The 18,139-nt window shown below is 34.5% G+C and carries 11 protein-coding genes; 8 read left to right on the top strand and 3 right to left on the bottom strand.

The features are described from left to right. The first annotated feature begins 1 nt into the window (after position 1). Positions 2-280, top strand: coding sequence for a DUF3817 domain-containing protein (locus D1818_RS01650; RefSeq protein ID WP_118455757.1), 279 nt, complete (start codon positions 2-4; stop codon positions 278-280). On the opposite strand, the gene D1818_RS01645 is transcribed toward D1818_RS01650, so the two are convergent. Both D1818_RS01645 and D1818_RS01640 read right to left on the bottom strand, forming a co-directional pair. After that, complete coding sequence (locus tag D1818_RS01645) at positions 270-851, bottom strand: hypothetical protein (RefSeq protein ID WP_118455755.1); 582 nt, start codon at positions 849-851, stop codon at positions 270-272. The two genes, D1818_RS01650 and D1818_RS01645, sit on opposite strands and share 11 nt — an antisense overlap. 65 nt (positions 852-916) lie before the next feature. Further along, the gene (locus D1818_RS01640) at positions 917-2,962 is read right to left on the bottom strand and encodes an HD family phosphohydrolase (RefSeq protein ID WP_118455753.1); all 2,046 of its coding nucleotides are present in this window, start codon (positions 2,960-2,962) and stop codon (positions 917-919) included. Positions 2,963-3,144: 182 nt separating this feature from the next. Between D1818_RS01640 and D1818_RS01635 the strand changes: the two genes are divergently transcribed. The 7 genes from D1818_RS01635 (at position 3,145) to D1818_RS01590 (ending at position 15,738) form a co-directional block, all read left to right on the top strand. After that, entirely contained in the window at positions 3,145-4,323 is a 1,179-nt protein-coding gene (locus D1818_RS01635; protein ID WP_118455751.1) for an acetyl-CoA C-acyltransferase, read from the top strand. A gap of 61 nt (positions 4,324-4,384) precedes the next feature. Next, complete coding sequence (locus D1818_RS01630) at positions 4,385-5,134, top strand: C40 family peptidase (protein ID WP_118455749.1); 750 nt, start codon at positions 4,385-4,387, stop codon at positions 5,132-5,134. A gap of 655 nt (positions 5,135-5,789) precedes the next feature. Next, the gene (locus D1818_RS25675; protein ID WP_233558591.1) at positions 5,790-11,240 is read left to right on the top strand and encodes an Ig-like domain-containing protein; all 5,451 of its coding nucleotides are present in this window, start codon (positions 5,790-5,792) and stop codon (positions 11,238-11,240) included. Positions 11,241-11,473: 233 nt separating this feature from the next. Then, positions 11,474-13,420 (top strand): T9SS type A sorting domain-containing protein, encoded by a 1,947-nt coding sequence (locus tag D1818_RS01605; protein ID WP_118455747.1) that lies wholly within the window; start codon positions 11,474-11,476, stop codon positions 13,418-13,420. 329 nt (positions 13,421-13,749) lie between these two features. After that, complete coding sequence (locus D1818_RS01600; RefSeq protein WP_118455745.1) at positions 13,750-14,277, top strand: GNAT family N-acetyltransferase; 528 nt, start codon at positions 13,750-13,752, stop codon at positions 14,275-14,277. Positions 14,278-14,356: 79 nt separating this feature from the next. Next, complete coding sequence (locus tag D1818_RS01595; protein ID WP_118455743.1) at positions 14,357-14,938, top strand: TetR/AcrR family transcriptional regulator; 582 nt, start codon at positions 14,357-14,359, stop codon at positions 14,936-14,938. Between the two features lie 50 nt (positions 14,939-14,988). Further along, entirely contained in the window at positions 14,989-15,738 is a 750-nt protein-coding gene (locus D1818_RS01590) for an SDR family NAD(P)-dependent oxidoreductase (protein WP_118455741.1), read from the top strand. A 65-nt stretch (positions 15,739-15,803) separates the two neighbouring features. Here the strand turns inward: D1818_RS01590 and D1818_RS01585 are convergent, their stop codons facing one another. After that, entirely contained in the window at positions 15,804-18,029 is a 2,226-nt protein-coding gene (locus D1818_RS01585; protein ID WP_118455739.1) for a DUF5916 domain-containing protein, read from the bottom strand. Positions 18,030-18,139: the final 110 nt, after the last annotated feature.

Raw genomic sequence — 18,139 nt, 5'->3', positions numbered from 1 at the left:
TATGATCACCAGTTTCAGATTGATTAGTTATCTCGAAGGGATTTCATACTTGGCTATACTATTCGTAACAATGCCGCTCAAGTATCTATTTGCCTCACCAGAACCTAATAAGTTAATTGGTATGGCACACGGTTTTTTATTTCTAGCTTATATCGTATTTGCTTTTTTAGTGAAACCTGAAAAAAGATGGGATAATAAAACATTAGCAATAGTGCTTATATGCTCTATAATACCTTTTGGAACTTTCTGGATGGATGGGAAATATTTATCTAAAAAATAACTGTACCATTAAAATCTCCCTCAAATTTGCTGTGTAGGTTTATGACAGAGTGAAAACCATTTTCTTTTGGCTGAAGCGATAAACTTCCGTCTCTTAGTGGTATTTTCTGATCATTTAATAATACTTCTAAAATTCTATTTTTTTGCGAACATTCACAATTATCACTATAACTATGATAATTAAAATCTTGGAGATTGGCTGTTACAATAATTAATTCTAATACATCTCCTGAGTCTAAAACATAGGTAACGCTTTCAGAACCAACACGGTTTGATTCTAATTGTGCATGAGTTACTAGATATATTTGACGTCCATATGGCCCGTTTTGATTTTGAATCTCTCCATAACTAACATATTCATTATGAGAACAGTTATGATCACAACTGTGTATTACTGGAGCAGAAGGCCTTGTTTCAATTCTTACATCTGGTCTTCGTTCAATAACAATATCAGGAACCGGAATATTTATACTTATATCGATAGAAGCTTCACCTCCTATTATAACTTGACTATATGATGTAAGACTAAATATTAGACATGTTAGAAATGTAAAAGTTCTGAAAGTTTTCATAGTAAAATTTTAAGATGGTTTATGTTATCGATTACCTTATCAAATAACATACCAGTCTAAAAGTACTACTCAGGATATTCAATCCTTAAATGGTAGATATTAGTTAACTTTCGTTTAAAGATCTTTTTAACCTGTTGAATTTCCTTGAACGTAATATTTGCATTAAGAAATTGACCATCTTCCATTTGCTTATTTACTATCTTCTCCACAAATGAATCGATTAAACTACTAGTAGGGTTTTTCAAGCTTTTGGAAGCAGCCTCTACACTATCACTCATCATCAAAATAGCAGTTTCCTTAGAAAAAGGTTTTGGTCCTGGATATTGAAAATCTTCCTTGTTTACATTCTCATTGATTTCCTTAGCTTTCATGTAAAAGTAGTATACCGTACTAGTCCCATGATGCGTTCTTATAAAATCAATTACACGATCAGGTAATTTGTTCTTTTTTGCAATCTCAATACCCCTTATAACGTGATCGATAATAATTTTAGCACTCTCTTTAGGAGATAATACATCGTGGGCATTTCCTGAAGCTGTCTGATTTTCAGTAAAATATGTAGGGTTTGCCATCTTTCCAATATCGTGATAAAGAGCTCCTACCCTAACCAGCATTACATTTGCCCCGATTTCGCTAGCCGCAGCTTCTGCAATGTTAGCAACATTAAGAGAATGATGAAAAGTTCCTGGAGCTTTATCAGATAACTCTTTTAATAAAGAAGAATTAGTATCGCTAAGCTCCAAAAGAGACACATCAGAGATTAAACCAAACATCTTTTCATATGCGTAAATCAATGGATGCACTATTAATGTAGCAAAACCACTTATAACAAATAAGCCAATAGTAGTCCAATCAATATCACTAATACTTCCTTCATGAATGATATGAAAAGCTATATAAGCCAAAATGTAAATCGCAGTAATCTGTCCGACAGTAATGAATAAATTAGCTCTTTTATAGGATTCAGAAATAGTCAATATCGTAACAATCCCTGCAATGATTTGTAAAAAAGTGTATTCATAACTATTAGGAACAACAAAACCTAAAATCATTACTGTTACTACGTGCGTAAATAAACCAAGTCTAGAATCAAAGAAAGCCTTTAAAATTAAAGGTAAAATACACAAGGGAACTATATAAATATAATCTGACTTATATTTCACTACTAACGTAGTGATCAAAACCATTAGTAAAATATTGAATGCAATAAAAGTAACCTGAGTATTATTATCGTAAATATCCCTTCTATACTTTCGGATGAAAAGTAATAACATCAACAAAGCCAAAGAAACTAGAATTCCATATCCAAAAACAATCCAGTAAAAATTCTTATCACTCCATACCTGGGACTCGTATTCCGCCTTAAGAGACGTAAGAATCTGCAATCTATTTCCTTCTACTACTTCTCCTTTTGCGATAATTCTACTTCCCTTAGAAACACTACCTCTAGTAGTAAGCACTTGAGCTAATTCATTTTCTAGTGTGCTTTCAGTCAATTTTTGATTTAGGGATACGTTTGGTTTAATCAAATCATAAAATAAAGCTACAAAACCACTTTTAAATTTAACATACTCGCTTTTATCAATTCTGGAACTAATTAGCGAAGTAACCGCATTAGGAGTTAATATTTGCCCAAAAGTTATAGCCTCTGCTTTATTGCCTTTATTAAGAAAGATTTGTCTTTTGCTTTCATAGGAATATGACTCTTGTAAAACACCATATCTATAAATATCATTAAGAAGTATTCTACCGAAAAGCTTCGCCTGTTTTCCGGAACTACTCTGATCCAAAGTTTCTAAATTACTTTTGAACGCTGCATTATAATTATCCTTTGCAGTATTTGCTATAATAGTATCATACTCGAAATACGGTATGTTATTATCTTCGATACGTTTCTTCTCTGCATCAATATCATCTTGAGTTTTTGCAATGGCAAAATCAAATGGAGCATATAGGTTTTCATATTGCCAAGGTTTCCCTTTTGTAAACTCATATTTAAAAACACCTCCTTTTGGAAATAAATATACTATGAGAATCAACGTACTAACAAAAAGAAACCCTTTATATAAAAAGGATTGATTTTTATAAAAATTATTTAAAAACTTTTTCACCAGGATATTCGTATAGATTACTCAAAAGTACTAAAAAATAAGTCAGTACAAAGAAGGTAAAAAAATAGTGTATACCTATAATTCCGGATTAGTAAATCCTATAAATAACTTAGCTATGTATATCCTCCAAAAATCCTTAAATTCGCAAAATAACAAACACACATATATTAAATTCGAACATAATGAGCAAAGACGTTGTAATAGTATCAGCAGCACGTACTCCAATAGGTAGTTTTTTAGGAAGTTTATCCACAGTTCCTGCTACACAATTAGGATCAATAGCAATAAAAGGTGCATTAGATAAAATCAATCTGGATCCTTCATTAGTAGAAGAAGTATTCATGGGAAATGTAGTACAGGCAGGAAATGGACAAGCACCGGCTAGACAAGCCGCTTTAGGTGCTGGTTTAAGTGAAATGGTGCCATGTACAACGGTAAACAAAGTATGCGCTAGTGGTATGAAAGCTGTAATGCATGCTGCTCAGACGATCGCGTTAGGAGATGCAGATATTGTTGTAGCTGGTGGAATGGAAAATATGAGTCTAATTCCTCATTATGTTAGATTAAGAACTGGTCATAAATTTGGTTCTCAAACACTCGAAGATGGAATGCAACGTGATGGTTTAGTTGATGTATACGATCAGAATGCGATGGGAGTTTGTGCAGATTTATGCGCCACAGAACATAACTTTAGTAGAGAAGATCAAGATGCTTTTGCAATTCAATCTTATGAGCGTTCTGCCAAGGCGTGGTCAGAAGGTAAATTTACTAATGAAGTTGTGCCTGTTCCAGTACCACAACGTCGTGGAGAACCTGTAATGGTTACAGAAGATGAAGAGTATAAAAATGTAAAAATGGAGAAGATTCCTGCCTTACGCCCTGCTTTTACAAAAGAAGGAACAGTTACAGCAGCTAATGCTTCTACAATTAACGATGGTGCTGGAGCTGTAGTAGTAATGAGTGCAGAAAAAGCGGCCGAACTTGGATTAAAACCTTTAGTAAAAATTAAAAGTTATGCAGATGCAGCACAAGAACCTAAGTGGTTTACAACAGCACCTGCAAAAGCACTACCAAAAGCAATTGATAAAGCAGGAATTACATTGGATGATGTTGATTTCTTTGAATTTAACGAAGCTTTCTCAGTAGTAGGTCTTGCTAATATGAAAATACTTGGATTAAACGATTCTAATACCAATGTTAACGGTGGAGCGGTATCTTTAGGACACCCATTAGGATGTTCTGGTGTTCGTATCTTGATTACGTTAATGAATGTGTTAGAACAAAATAATGCAAAAACCGGAGCAGCGGCTATTTGTAATGGTGGTGGTGGTGCTTCTGCAATGGTAATTGAACGCCTATAATAAGGATAAAATATCATTGAAATTCTATTAAATGTTTAATATCTAGTACCTATAAAGATTCATGCTATACGGTATTTGCAATCTTAGTATTGTCCCTTTGCGTTTTGAACCAAGTGATCCTAGTGAAATGGTATCACAGGTTTTATATGGTGAGCATTTTAAAGTTTTAGAAAAACGAAAAAAATGGAGTAGAATTCGTTTAGCTTTTGACACCTATGAAGGTTGGATCGATAATAAGCAGTATGTAGAAATTACAGAAGAAGTGTATAAAGATTTTGATACGAAGCCTTTAGATGTCACGGCGGATTTAATTGATTTCATAAGCTGTAAGGATAATCAGTTGATGCCAATTGCCCTAGGTTCTTCATTAGGAGCTTTGGATCTTTTTGAACATCAATATGATGGCAATAGAATTACTGAAAAGCAACCAAAAGATAAACTAGTAGAAACTGCATTTCTTTTCCTAAATGCTCCTTATTTATGGGGAGGAAAGACAAACTTTGGAATCGATTGTAGTGGTTTCACACAAATGGTTTATAAACTAAACGGTTATAAACTATTACGAGATGCATCTTTACAAGCAACCCAAGGAGATCCACTAAGTTTTATTGAAGAAAGTGAACCAGGTGATCTTGCTTTTTTCGATAATGACGAAGGAGCAATTACACATGTTGGTGTCATTATGAAAGATAACTATATCATCCACGCGCATGGTAAGGTACGCGTGGATCGTATAGATCATACAGGCATTTTTAATGGAGAAAAACGTTTATATACTCATAAATTAAGGGTGATTAAACGAATTATTTAACTCTTTATCTTATTTACTTTCTCTAATAGGTAGATTTCATAATTACACAGATCATACCGATACAATTTCAAAACCCGTTGTGCATTTAGGAAAATGCAAGTTGAAAAAGTGTCAATTCAGGAGTGGTTTTTCATAGTGAAACAAAGAAAAATTAGCCTGCCTGTCCGCCTAAGGCGGAGTATCGAGAATAGCTTTTTTATCTAAAGCTCGTATTCGCGATAGCTCTGCTGAGCTTGTCGAAGTATACTTCCTCTCAAGTTAGAAGCACTTGAATTGATGAATTTTATATAAAAAAACCTAAATGCACAACGGGTTTTTAATAATATTTATTCAAGTATTTCGTTATCTGATTCTTCCTAATAACCTTAATGTATTTACATGTAGATTTTAATATGGTTTTACCATAAGAAAATCATTTATTCTGTAACCATTAATAGGAATGACAACTACAGTTAAAATACAACTATCACGTTTTCAATATTTTAACACACCCTATTTAATCTTTTCCTTTTAATTCTATAAAATAACTTAACAAATCATATGTACTCCCTTTTTAAATATCAGAATCAATTGTTAGCTACTCAATTTCATAAATTGTAAATGATTAATATCAAACATAATTATTAACTCTAAAACCTAAAACCTAACACAAATCATGAAACGCACACAAACTCGAATTTCATCATTAGGAACTATAATGATGATTTTAACTCTGTCCTTTATAGGACATACACAGACAGTAAATATCAACGGAATCCTACAAAAATGGCATAAAATAACCGTCTCTTTAACCCTACCTGGAGGCAATTTGTCAGAAGAAGCAGGAACATTTAGAAATACCCGAATGGATGTAGTTTTCACAAGTCCTAGTGGTAATAATATCAGGGTCCCTGGATTTTTTGCTGCCGATGGTAATGCTGCCAATAGCAATGCAAAAGCTGGTAAAGTTTTTAAGGCCTATTTAAGACCAAATGAAACGGGTAACTGGACATATAGAGTCCTGTACTATACAGGAAATGATGTTGCAATAAGCAATGTTGGTAATTTACCATCTCCAGTACACAATCTTACAGGAAGTATTGGAAGTATCGCTGTATCTAATAAAACAGCTCCTGATTTAAGAGCAAAAGGACGCTTAGTATACAAAACAACAGGTACTGACAGCGAACGTCGTTATCTTCAGTTTTCTGAAACAGGAGAATACTATCTAAAATTAGGCCCTGATTCACCAGAAAACTTCCTGAATTATAATGATTTTGATGCTGATGTAGCCGGTAATGTGAATTCAGGATTTACTCCTGAGCATCAGTTTAACCCACATGCATCAGATTTTAACACCGGAAATCCAACTTGGGATGGCGGTAAAGGTAAAAATATCATTGGAGCCCTGAACTATCTAAAAAATCAAAACATGAACTCTGTTTCTATGAGTCTTTTTGGTGGTGATGATAAAAATGTATATCCATGGACAACAGCTGGCGCTAAATTCGTATATGATGTGTCAAAACTGGAGCAATGGGAAATTGTTTTAAACCATGCTGAACAAAATGGATTATTATTACATTTAAAATTAGCTGAAAATGAAAATTGGGATGCCTTAAACAGTACTCAGTTAAAAACGTATTACAGAGAAATGATCGCTCGTTTTGGGCATCACCTTGCTATAGAATGGAATTTCTCTGAAGAGTATAGAGGGACTCCTGCCAGTGCTATTGAGCGTATAGATTTTATGGCAGCTAATGACCCTTGGCAAAATCATCGCGTAATTCATACGTATCCTGATGAGCATAATAAATATACTACTTGGTTAAATCTTGACGCAAAATTAACTGGAGCTTCTATACAAAGTTCTAGTAAAAACAATTATGCTTCTGCTTATAATGGTCCTGACGGAATATTAACTTGGATTAATAATTCAAAGAATGATGGTACTCCTTGGGTAGTAGCCTCTGACGAGCAAAACCCTGGTGGCACTGGAATATTTACTTCTCAAGACATTGCAAATAGTAATGTAAAAACAGAAGCAAGAACGCGTATCCTTTGGAAAACTATGATCGCTGGTGGACCAGGTGTAATGTGGTATGGTGGTGGACAAGGTGATTTTAAAACCGAAAATTTTAATCGTTTTAACACATTATTCAACTGGTCACGTTATGCAGTAATTGACTTTTTCCAAAATAATAATATTGAATTTTGGAAAACTTCTAATAATGACAACCTAGTATCTGGTTCTGCAAATTGTCTAGCAGAAGCAGGAAGAACTTATGTAATTTATCTAGAAAATGGAGGTTCTACTAACCTAAATCTTAATGGACAATCAGGAGATTTTTCTGTACAATGGTTTAATCCACGTAGCGGAGGGGCACTTTTAAATGGTAATGTTACTCAAGTTGCAGGTGGTGCTAACAGGAGTATTGGTAATCCTCCTAATTCTGCAAACTCTGATTGGGTAGCTTTAGTAAGACAAAATGGAACAGACCCTGTTTCTGGAGTGAGTATCACACAAGCATCTGTATCTTTTAATGTAGGAAGAACATCTAATTTAACAGCGGCTGTAATTCCTTCATCAGCCGCTAATAGAGATGTAACATGGAAATCTAGCAATACAGCTGTAGCAACAGTAAATGCAACTGGAGTTGTAACTGGTGTTGCAGAAGGCACGGCTACTATCACAGTGACTACTGTAGATGGTGGTTTTACAGATACTTCTACTGTTACTGTTACTCCTGCACCAGTAGTAACAGGTGCTTGGGTAGAAAATGATGGGTATTTAGTAATTGAAACTGAATCACTTGATTTTCCTACAAACTCACTTTGGTCAAAAAAGACAACTGGAGGAAATCAGCCATTAGGTAATGGTTATATGCAATATGATGGCCCAGATCGTCAATTTGTTGATCCACTTCCTGATGGAGTATTAAAGTATAATATCAAGATAAATACTCCTGGTACTTATCAATTTATTTGGCGTACAGGGTATGGGTTCAATTCAACAACATTTGATGGTGCAAATGATTCTTGGTTAAAAGTAAACGGAACCGATTTCTATGGAACTAAAGGAGGAGCTAAAACAGGAAGCTTGAATGAATGGATGAAAGTATGGGTGCAAAAAGATGCTTTTGTAAATGAATGTACCGGAGAACATGCTGGTGTAAATGGACTTACCATTTTTGCAGACTTCGATACACCTGGTTATTATTCAATTGAAGTAGCAGGACGTTCAAAAGGTCATGTTATCGATAGACTATTCATGTTTCAAGATGGAAAACGTGCTATTGCTTTGAACAATAGTACTCCAGAATCTCCGCGAGAAGGTAATACCAACCCTATAGCGGTAACTGGTGTATCTGTTTCTCCTGCAACGGTTTCAATCAATGCAGGACAAACTAGTGCTTTAACACCTATCTTCACTCCTTCTAATGCAACGAATAGAGCAGTAACTTGGGAATCAAATAATACTTCAGTTGCCACAGTTAATATTAGTGGTGTAGTTACTGGTATTGCAACAGGTAATGCTATTATAACTGCTACTACGGCCGATGGCGGGTTTACTGCTAGAAGTACTATTACTGTAGGAGGAGGATCCTCTTGTTCTAATATAACCCTAGGTGCTGTAAGTGATTTTTCAAATTTTGAACTTACAGGATTCGTACCAGGATATATAGATACTGCTAGAAATGCTTTAGCTATTGATGCTTCACAATACAAAGACCAATTTGCTGCTGCAACAACTTCATTTAGTGGTCAAGCAGGAACTTATGATGTGGTTATTAATACACTTGCTGAATTAGATGGTGAGAGTACCTATAGAATATTTATTGATGAAGTCTTAATTGGAACATTCCAAAACCCAACTACTACTGTAGATTATTCTCCAGCTAGTCAAACTTTTACTGGTATTACTGTAGCCAATGAAGCTGTACTTAGAGTAGAATTTAATTCAAACTCAAATGGACAAGTACCAGAAGGAGGAGGATTTGCTTTTTCTAGAGGTCGTTGGACATCATTAGAGTTTAAATGTACTGATAGTACAACTCCAACGGTAGATTGTAGTACTGCTCCAACTGGCTTGGCAGTTTCTAACGTAACTGACACATCAGTTACATTATCTTTTGATAATACAACTACAGATACAAGAACTTTTGAATTAAGAGCATTCCCTGAAGGTGGATTTACGGGTGATATAAACACTGGAGGTGTTGGTTTTGCTGCTGCTGGTGCTGGGAGCTCTTCTGTTACTATGACTGGTTTAGTAACTGGTACTGCTTACGATTTTGTTTTCCGTGCGTTATGTGCCGGAGGAACTCCAGGAACAAGTCCATTAGCTCCAACGGTTGTAGGGACTACCTCAGGAGGTACTACAACAATAGCTGTAACCGGAGTTAGTGTTTCTCCAACAACAGCTTCAATTGAAGTTGGACAAACTAGTAGTTTAACGGCTGCTGTTGCTCCTGTTAATGCAACAAATAAGAATGTAACTTGGTTTTCTAGTAATACAGCCGTCGCAACAGTAAATACAAATGGTGTAGTTACTGGAGTAGCTGAAGGTACTGCAACGATTACTGTTACTACTGCTGATAGCGGGTTTACTGCTACAAGTAGTGTTACTGTAAATACTGTTACTTCACCAAATATTTTTGCTATACCAGGAACTATACAAGTAGAAAATTTTGATTCGAAAAGTGGCGATGTAAAAGCCGAAAACACACCAGGAACAAATGGAGGTCAAAATTTAGGTTTCATTAAAAACAATAATTATACCGAGTATGATATTGATGTAGCTTCTAGTGGAACGTATACGCTTACTGCTTTTACTTCTTCTAATGGTGTTGGAGGGAATATTGTGTTATCTATTGGTGGAACTAACTTAGGTACTATTGCTGTTCCTGTTAACAACGAATGGCATAATTATAATACTCCCGTTACAACTGATATACAATTGAGTCAAGGTACGCAAAGACTTAGATTAACATATACAGGAGCTGCAGGTTTCTTATTTAATTTTGAAAGAGCAGAGTTTACTTTAAAAACTACAACACCAACTGCAGACTGTAGTATTGCGCCAACAAGTATAGCAGTATCAAGTGTTACCGATACATCAGTAACTTTATCTTTTGATAATACCCCTAACGATACTAGAACAATTGAGGTAAGAGCATTTAATGATGGTACTTTTACAGGTGCTTTATCTGGTGCTTTCGCTTTTGCTTCTGGATCTTCAGGTATAACGTCAATTATTGTTAACAACTTAGTAGCAGGTACAACATACGATTTCGTTGTACGTTCTTTATGTGGTGCGGGAGGAAATGGTCCAAGTCCGGTTACTACACTTTCTGGTAGTACTTCTGGAGGTACCACTACTACACCGCAAACAGCAACCTTAAACCCTGTAGACGATGCATATATACAGGCTAGTAATAATTCTACAATAAATAATAGTGTTCTTTATGTTGATGGAACAAACCGTGTTTCTTATTTAAAATTTGATGTTTCAGGTATCAACGGAACTATTACATCTGCAAGCTTAAAGCTTACCGGAAGTACTGACGCTGGTAGTGGAGTAATTGACATTAATCTGGGAGCTAACAGCAATTGGACAGAAACAAATTTAACTTCTGCAAATGCTCCTGCTAAAGGTGCTTCATTAGGAAATGTAAATGGTCCTTTCTCTAATGGTACGGTTAAGGATATTACTTTAACAGGTGTTACTGTTAGTGGTAACTTTTTAACCTTAATCGTTAGTCAGGCTATCGGTGGAGATGCTAACTTTAATTCTTCTGAAGCTGCGACTGGAGAACCCGAGCTAACGATTGCTTTTAACGGTACAACAAATCGCATCAATAGGTTGGACGATAAGATAACAAACAATGCTTTAATTGTATACCCTAATCCAATTGTTGGAGATCAATTCAATATAAGTCTTGGAGATAACAATGGTAAATCTTATGTACGAATTTATGATATCCTAGGAAATGTTATATATCAAGAAGCTACCAATACTAAGAATCTAACTTTAGATTCTGGGATATTTACTTCTAAAGGAATATACATTATAAGCGTTAAAACCCTAAGTACCACTAAAACACTTAAATTAATAGTTCAGTAGTTCAATAATGTAAACCGCCACTATTCTGTGGCGGTTTTACAAACTTATTATTATGAGCTATTCCAACATATAATTAGCTTTTTATAACACTATGCTTTAAAGTAATAGCTAAGCACAAGTATTTTTTTAAGCTAACTATAAAGAAAGAGTGGTTAATTCTTTAATCGCTAACTGGGATATAAAAAACCCTGACAATAATGAAATTCTTAAAACCTTTTTAAACACTATTAATCATGAAAACTAAAACTAGTATTTTTTTAACTATGATCTTTTTGGTTATGTATTCAGTAACCTTTGCTCAACGTCCCAGTTTTAATAAAAATAAGGATATTTTAATTGCCTGTTTTGACATTAAGCCCGATCCTGATGATATTCACGCAGTAGCTGCACTAGGTAGTATGCTAGTGCACCCCGATTTAAGCGGCGTAAATTATTTTGCCGTAGCTGGTGCATATGGTAGTCAAGGTGGCAGTTACCTCCAGTCTAATTCGCTTTTTAACTTGGCTTTTGGTAATAACTGGACTGATGCACATTCCAATAGATCTGCTGCTATCGCTGCTATTACTAGCAAGGTAACCCCAATACTTCAAAACGGAGGAAAAGTTTGGGTACAGGAAGGAGGTCAATCAGATGTTACTGCTGATTGGTTGATGCCATTGATTAATGCCAACAACGGTATCAATTCGACAACAACTAAAAACAATGTCATTCTTGTACAACATGATGATGGTTTTAATGAGGGGCAGGCAAACCAATCGAAACTTAACAATGTAAAAGCTAACACAAGGTATTTTCTTCTGGATGATGGTAATGCAGGTTGGACAGATTCTTGGGGAGATCATGGACCCTGGTCAACACCTATGTACAGGAATAGAAGTAACTCATTTGTTGATAATGCTAAAAATTCTCCTAACACAGTAGCTAAAAATCTATGGACAGAAGCGGATCGTCTTTTTAACAGTTATTTTCCAAATGGATTTCCTCATGATTGGTCATTCTTCTTCACTGATGGCGTTGACTATTCTGATTGTGTAGAAAATTGGTGGATTTTTGAAATAGGTACAAATGCAGATACGCATGCCAAATTTTGGTCAAGATATGTGATGAACACGAATAGTGGCGGAGGCAATAATGGCGGAGGTGGTAACCAGTTGGCCATTGGTTGTGCTAATATCCCATCTACAATTACATCTGCAACTTCACTTAGTGTACCTATAACATATTCTCACAATGAAGCCGGAAATAAAGACATTGTTGTCGTGGCTTGGCAGAATGGTACTTGGAAAGGAAATGGTTTTGCAAGAAATATAGCAAAAGGTGATAACAAGTCGGTTAATGTTACAGTCAACATCAATCCCGCTCCATCGGGTTCTGGTTGGAAGTTAACAGCTATTATTAGACCAAACGCTACAGGATGGGTACCTGCAGATAAAGAATGTGAGAAACCCATAACATTTTCAAGTAATCAAGGTGGAAACAATGGAGGTTCCGGTAGTGGATTTTATATAATCAACAGGCAGACTAATTTAAAAATTCGCCCACAAACGACTGCAGATGTATCACCAATTATCCAAGTTGCCGCTTCTCAAACAGGTAATGATGTTCTTTGGGAAAAGATAGATACAGACAATGGATATTTCTATTTAAAAAATGTAGCATCTGGAAAGTACTTTAGACCATCAACTGATGCAGACGGTGCTCTTCTAGAGCAAAGACCAACAAGTTATAGTGGAAATTACACGCAATGGAAGCAAGTAACTTCAAGCGGAGGATATTTTTATCTACAAAACAGACAAACTAATAAGTACTTTAGACCAGTTGGGAATGACGTAAACAGCCCTATGGAGCAACGTCCTGCTACATATACTGGTAACTATACACAATGGAAGTTTGAGAATACAACAAGAGCCAAAAACGGAAATGGTTTGAATGCAGATCTATCGGATACTTCTAAATTCCTTGTTTACCCTAACCCATCACATAACTTTATCAAATTAAAAGGGGTGTCATCAGGAGATATCGTTACAGTTATTGATCTTTCTGGTAAATTAATAATCAAAAAAACAATATCCAAAAACGAAAACGCGGAATTAGATCTATCCAATATTGAAAGTGGAGTTTATTTTGCAACTGTGAAAAATAATGTAAAAGAAAAGACCATTCGATTTATTAAACAATAGATGCTACTCATATAATTAATTTGAATTAGACTAGGAAAAGGTTATCTGTATAAAAGAGATAGCCTTTTCTTATTATGAAAACACTAATCATAAAAAATCATTTAGGTAAACTATAATTTTTCTTTACTTATTTTCTCTTATCAATAATAAGAAGTAAAGAATTACCAACTTCGGTTATAAAATATTCTACTCGATAAGGTATTTCAACATAAGTTTTTCTATCCTGTAAAAAATAAATAGATAGCATAATTTGAAATAATTTTAACTACGTTTGGTACTATATCCAAACCGTTTTTTCTATATTTAGTAAGGATCAACACTACTACTAAATGTATTCGCATCATTTAAAATTTATTAATGTCAAACCAGAAGATAACCATAAACTTCTGGAAATTGGGCGTCAGACATTTTATGATGCCTTCGGACCTCCTATTAACACTAAAGAGAATATTAGTCATTATCTAAGTCAGAAATTTACTTTAGAAAAAATTACGAACGAGATTCTAAACCCTGAATCACAGTTTTATTTTGTTTTTCATAAAGACGAAATTATAGCATATCTTAAATTAAATTTGGGAAAAGCACAAACCGAAATTGTAAAAGGAAAATCACTAGAAATCGAACGAATTTATGTAATAAAACCCTATCAAGGCAAAGGTATTGGTCAACATCTTTTTAACTATGCTAAACAAATAGCAGATGAAAAAGCTTTGGAATTTATATGGTTAGGAGTTTGGAATAAAAATAAAAGAGCTATTCAATTTTATGAGCGAAATGGATTCAAAACCTTTGATAAACATACTTTTATGCTAGGGTCTGAGAAACAAACAGATGTCATGATGAAGTTTATACTTTAACAAAATGTAAAACTTTAGTATTTTTATAACATTAATATTTCAGAATTATAATTAATTTTGAAACGATCATTTCAATAACATGCCAAAAGTAGAAACATTTAATAGAACAGAGGTCTTGCAGAAAGCGACAGAAGTATTTCATAAAAAAGGATACAACGGTACTTCTATGCAAGATTTGGTAGATGCAACCGATCTAAACAGATCTAGTATTTACAATTCTTTTGGGAGCAAATTAGGGATTTTTATGGAAGTCCTTTCATTTTACCAAAATAATACAGATGAGAATTTTGGTAAAAGACTAGCTAAGGCCTATAATGCTGCAGATGCTATTAATGTGATTTTTGAATATACATTAAATGATATTATTAATGATACTGATAGCAAAGGATGTCTTATTGTTAATTGTAAATCTGAAATGACTAATCAAGACGTAACTATAAAGTCATTTATAGAGAAGAATCAGGACCAAGTGGTTGCAATGCTTGAAGACATTGTAAATAAGGGTCAAATGGAGAAAATATTTAACACAGATCAGACACCTAATCAATATGCATTATATTTATATACTTCTCTTCAAGGATTAAGAATGACCTGTATTATAAATAAAAGTGAAGAAGATCTAAAAAATATAATCAAAACAGTACTAAAAGTACTATACTAATTTTTTTTAACCTAATTTGAAATGATTGTTTCAAATAAAAATTTAATATAATGAACAAATTGAAAAACAAAGTAGCTGTTATTACAGGAGCCAATAGCGGTATCGGATTAGCAACCGCCAAATTATATTTACAAGAAGGTGCGAAAGTGGTAATTTCTGGACGACGTCAAGAAGCCTTAGATGAAGTAGCTAAGGAATTAGAAGGTGATTTCATAACTGTTAAAGCGGATGTAGCTATAGCAGAAGATAATAAACATTTAATTCAGGAAGCAACTAACAAATATGGAAAAATAGACATTTTATTTTTAAACGCGGGAATAGCGCCTCCCACTCCTACTACAGATATCACAGAGGAACATTATAATCACATATTTGACATTAACGTAAAAGGCCCTATTATAGCAACAAAAGAAGCATTGCCTCATATTAATGATGGCGGAACTATTCTTTTCACCAATTCTGTTGTGCATCAAAAAGGTTTCGACGGATTAGGAATCTATTCTGCCTCTAAAGGAGCGTTAAGAGCATACCAAAGAGTACTTACATCTGAAGTAAAAACCAGAGGTATTCGAGTAAATGCAATTGCTCCAGGACCTATAGACACACCTATTTATGGAAAAATGGGATTGCCAGAAGATGTTGTAGAAGAAATGGGGAAAGGATTTGCTCAACAAGTGCCACTTGGGCGTTTTGGAACATCAGAAGAAATAGCAAAATCGGCTTTATTTCTAGCCTCTGAAGATGCATCCTATATTAATGGAGTAGAATTAGAAGTAGATGGCGGATTAAGTCAGATATAATTAGATATTAGCTTATTAAAAAGCAGTAAACCTTTCAGATTTCTATAATTTGAAAGGTTTACTTTTTATAAATTCAACCAATATGTAATCTTCAAGACAATAGAACGAGTCCGTACATCAAAAGCAAATCGATTCATCGGATCTACATCACCAGTAAGGTAATTGTCTGTATAAACCAAAATAAGATCAGATACAGGTGCAAACCTCCATTGAATACGAGCATTGATGTTTGTATTATCATTTTGTGAATTATACTGTACAAAAATAGAAGTAAAAAAACTTTTGGAAAAAGTATAATCTATCCTTGGACTGATCAAATAGGTTTGTCTAGTTCCGTCTAAATGTGGTAAATCAAAGACATTTACAGCATAGTTTAAAGAAAGAAATCCCTTAGGCTGAAAACGTAAATTAAAGCCACCTCTAGTACCATAGCGCCAACCATTAAAATATTCTCCAATATACGGGCTTAAATTCCAACTGAACACTTTTCTTCTGTCACTTCTATAATTTCCGGTAAAACTAACCCACGAAAAGTCTTGATCAGCTGCAAGTTCTTCTGAATCCGTACCTGTAGGATCAAATGGATCGAATAAATACACGTAGCTATGATTCAGATTAAATCCGAAGTTCGATCTTTGGGTTAGCTCGCCACCCCATCCAACTGACAAAAAATGATCTGTTTTACCAAATCCTGGACGCCAAAAAATATCTGCTTCCGCTCCATAGCTATGATTATTCAAAAAATCATTCTGAGGATAATAGCGCAGTTCGGCGTTAGGACTTATTCTAAAGTAATCAGTCCTTGGAACGAATCCAACCTCTGCGTTATAGTCTTCATGAACATATTCGTGTTTCCAAAGTGCTCCAAATTTTCTTGTATTATAATTTAAAGTAGTTCCTTGAGCAATAGCTACATCGGTATCAGGAGAAAAAGTTCCATGGACAAAACTTTTACCAAACCAAGTATTGCTTCGTGTAGAATAATTATAATCAATACCAGCCATTCTATTGTACCTATTAATATCTAGCGTATCTAAGTTTTCATCAAAATTGACAGCTTGCTTATTGACTGCAATAATTCCGATATTCGATCGTATTCCTATTTTACGCTGTACAACCGCTACTCCAAAGTTAGTTCCAGGTATACCTTGCTCCTTACTGGATGCTGTTTGCATATTTAGTAAACCTACTCTCGTCTTAGGATCCAGTTTCCCACTAATACGCAATCCTCCATAAATTCTATTCTGCACCAATTCTTCTGTAACAACATCCTCGGCAGCACCAATACGTCTAGAAAAGAATGGATTGATATTAGAAAAACCAAATTGCCCAAAAAGATCTGCATTTTCTAAAAAGAACTGCCTTCGCTCTGGAAAGAAAATTTCAAAACGATCAAGGTTTGTAATCTGCTCATCTACTTCTACTTGAGAGAAATCAGGATTTACGGTTAGATCGAGATTTAATCCTGGTGTCAAGGCAATTTTAGCATCACCACCAACTTCAAAAATCTCTTCAGTAGGGGTGTGATCTTCATAATCTTTATTAATTCCAGATGAAACAAAAGGTATTAAGGATACTGCACTACTCTTGGTTATTAAATCTTCTTCCCAAATCATATCTGCAGTATATGCTAGCGTAAATACAACTTGATTACGAGGTGTACCGGGATATGTACTAATCTCATTAGATTGTGTATCGAAACGGTAGCTTGTAAACCCCCACTTTTTTGAAGGTATTGGATATCTAAAAGTGCTAAAAGGAATTTCTAATTCGGCTGTATAATAACCATCATACTTCTTCGCTTTTCCTTTCCACTTATTATCCCAGGAAGTAGAAAAGTCCTGAAACGTATTTCCTCCATTACTAATCGTACCTTCTCTTAGAACGCCTTCTGGATTTATTCCAAAATAAAATGCATTTGTTTCATCATCAAAAGTATCAAACAATAGCGTGATGTTATCATTTCCTCCTGCTCTATAATCTCTTCTCAATGATTCTACAACCCAATCATTCCCTTTCGCATAACATTTAATCCCTATATACAGATTCTTTTTATCTGTGCACATATAGATCTCCGTTTGCGCAGCAGCAGGCAAAGAATCATTAGGAAAATATTGAGCAAAATCTTTTGCAGGGGTCAATTTAGTCCAGATAGCTTCATCTAATTGACCATCTATGTTCATGATCTCATCTGTAGTCCCAACTACAAAAGATTTTTTTTCTGTATTTCCTGATTGAGCAAAATTTTGATATCCCCAGACTATGCAGAGTACAATGATCCAAAACCTCATATTGAAACTTTCGTATTAATTTGTGATGCTTTCTTACTTTTAATATTGAATTCTCAAAAATAGAATACGAAAATTAACTTTGTGTTAAAATTATTACAAACAAAACAAGT

Source organism: Aquimarina sp. BL5 (assembly GCF_003443675.1).
In the GTDB taxonomy this organism is placed as follows: Bacteria; Bacteroidota; Bacteroidia; order Flavobacteriales; family Flavobacteriaceae; genus Aquimarina.
The sequence above is the reverse complement of the archived record's forward strand: the minus strand, read 5'-3'. Positions and strand labels throughout refer to the sequence as shown.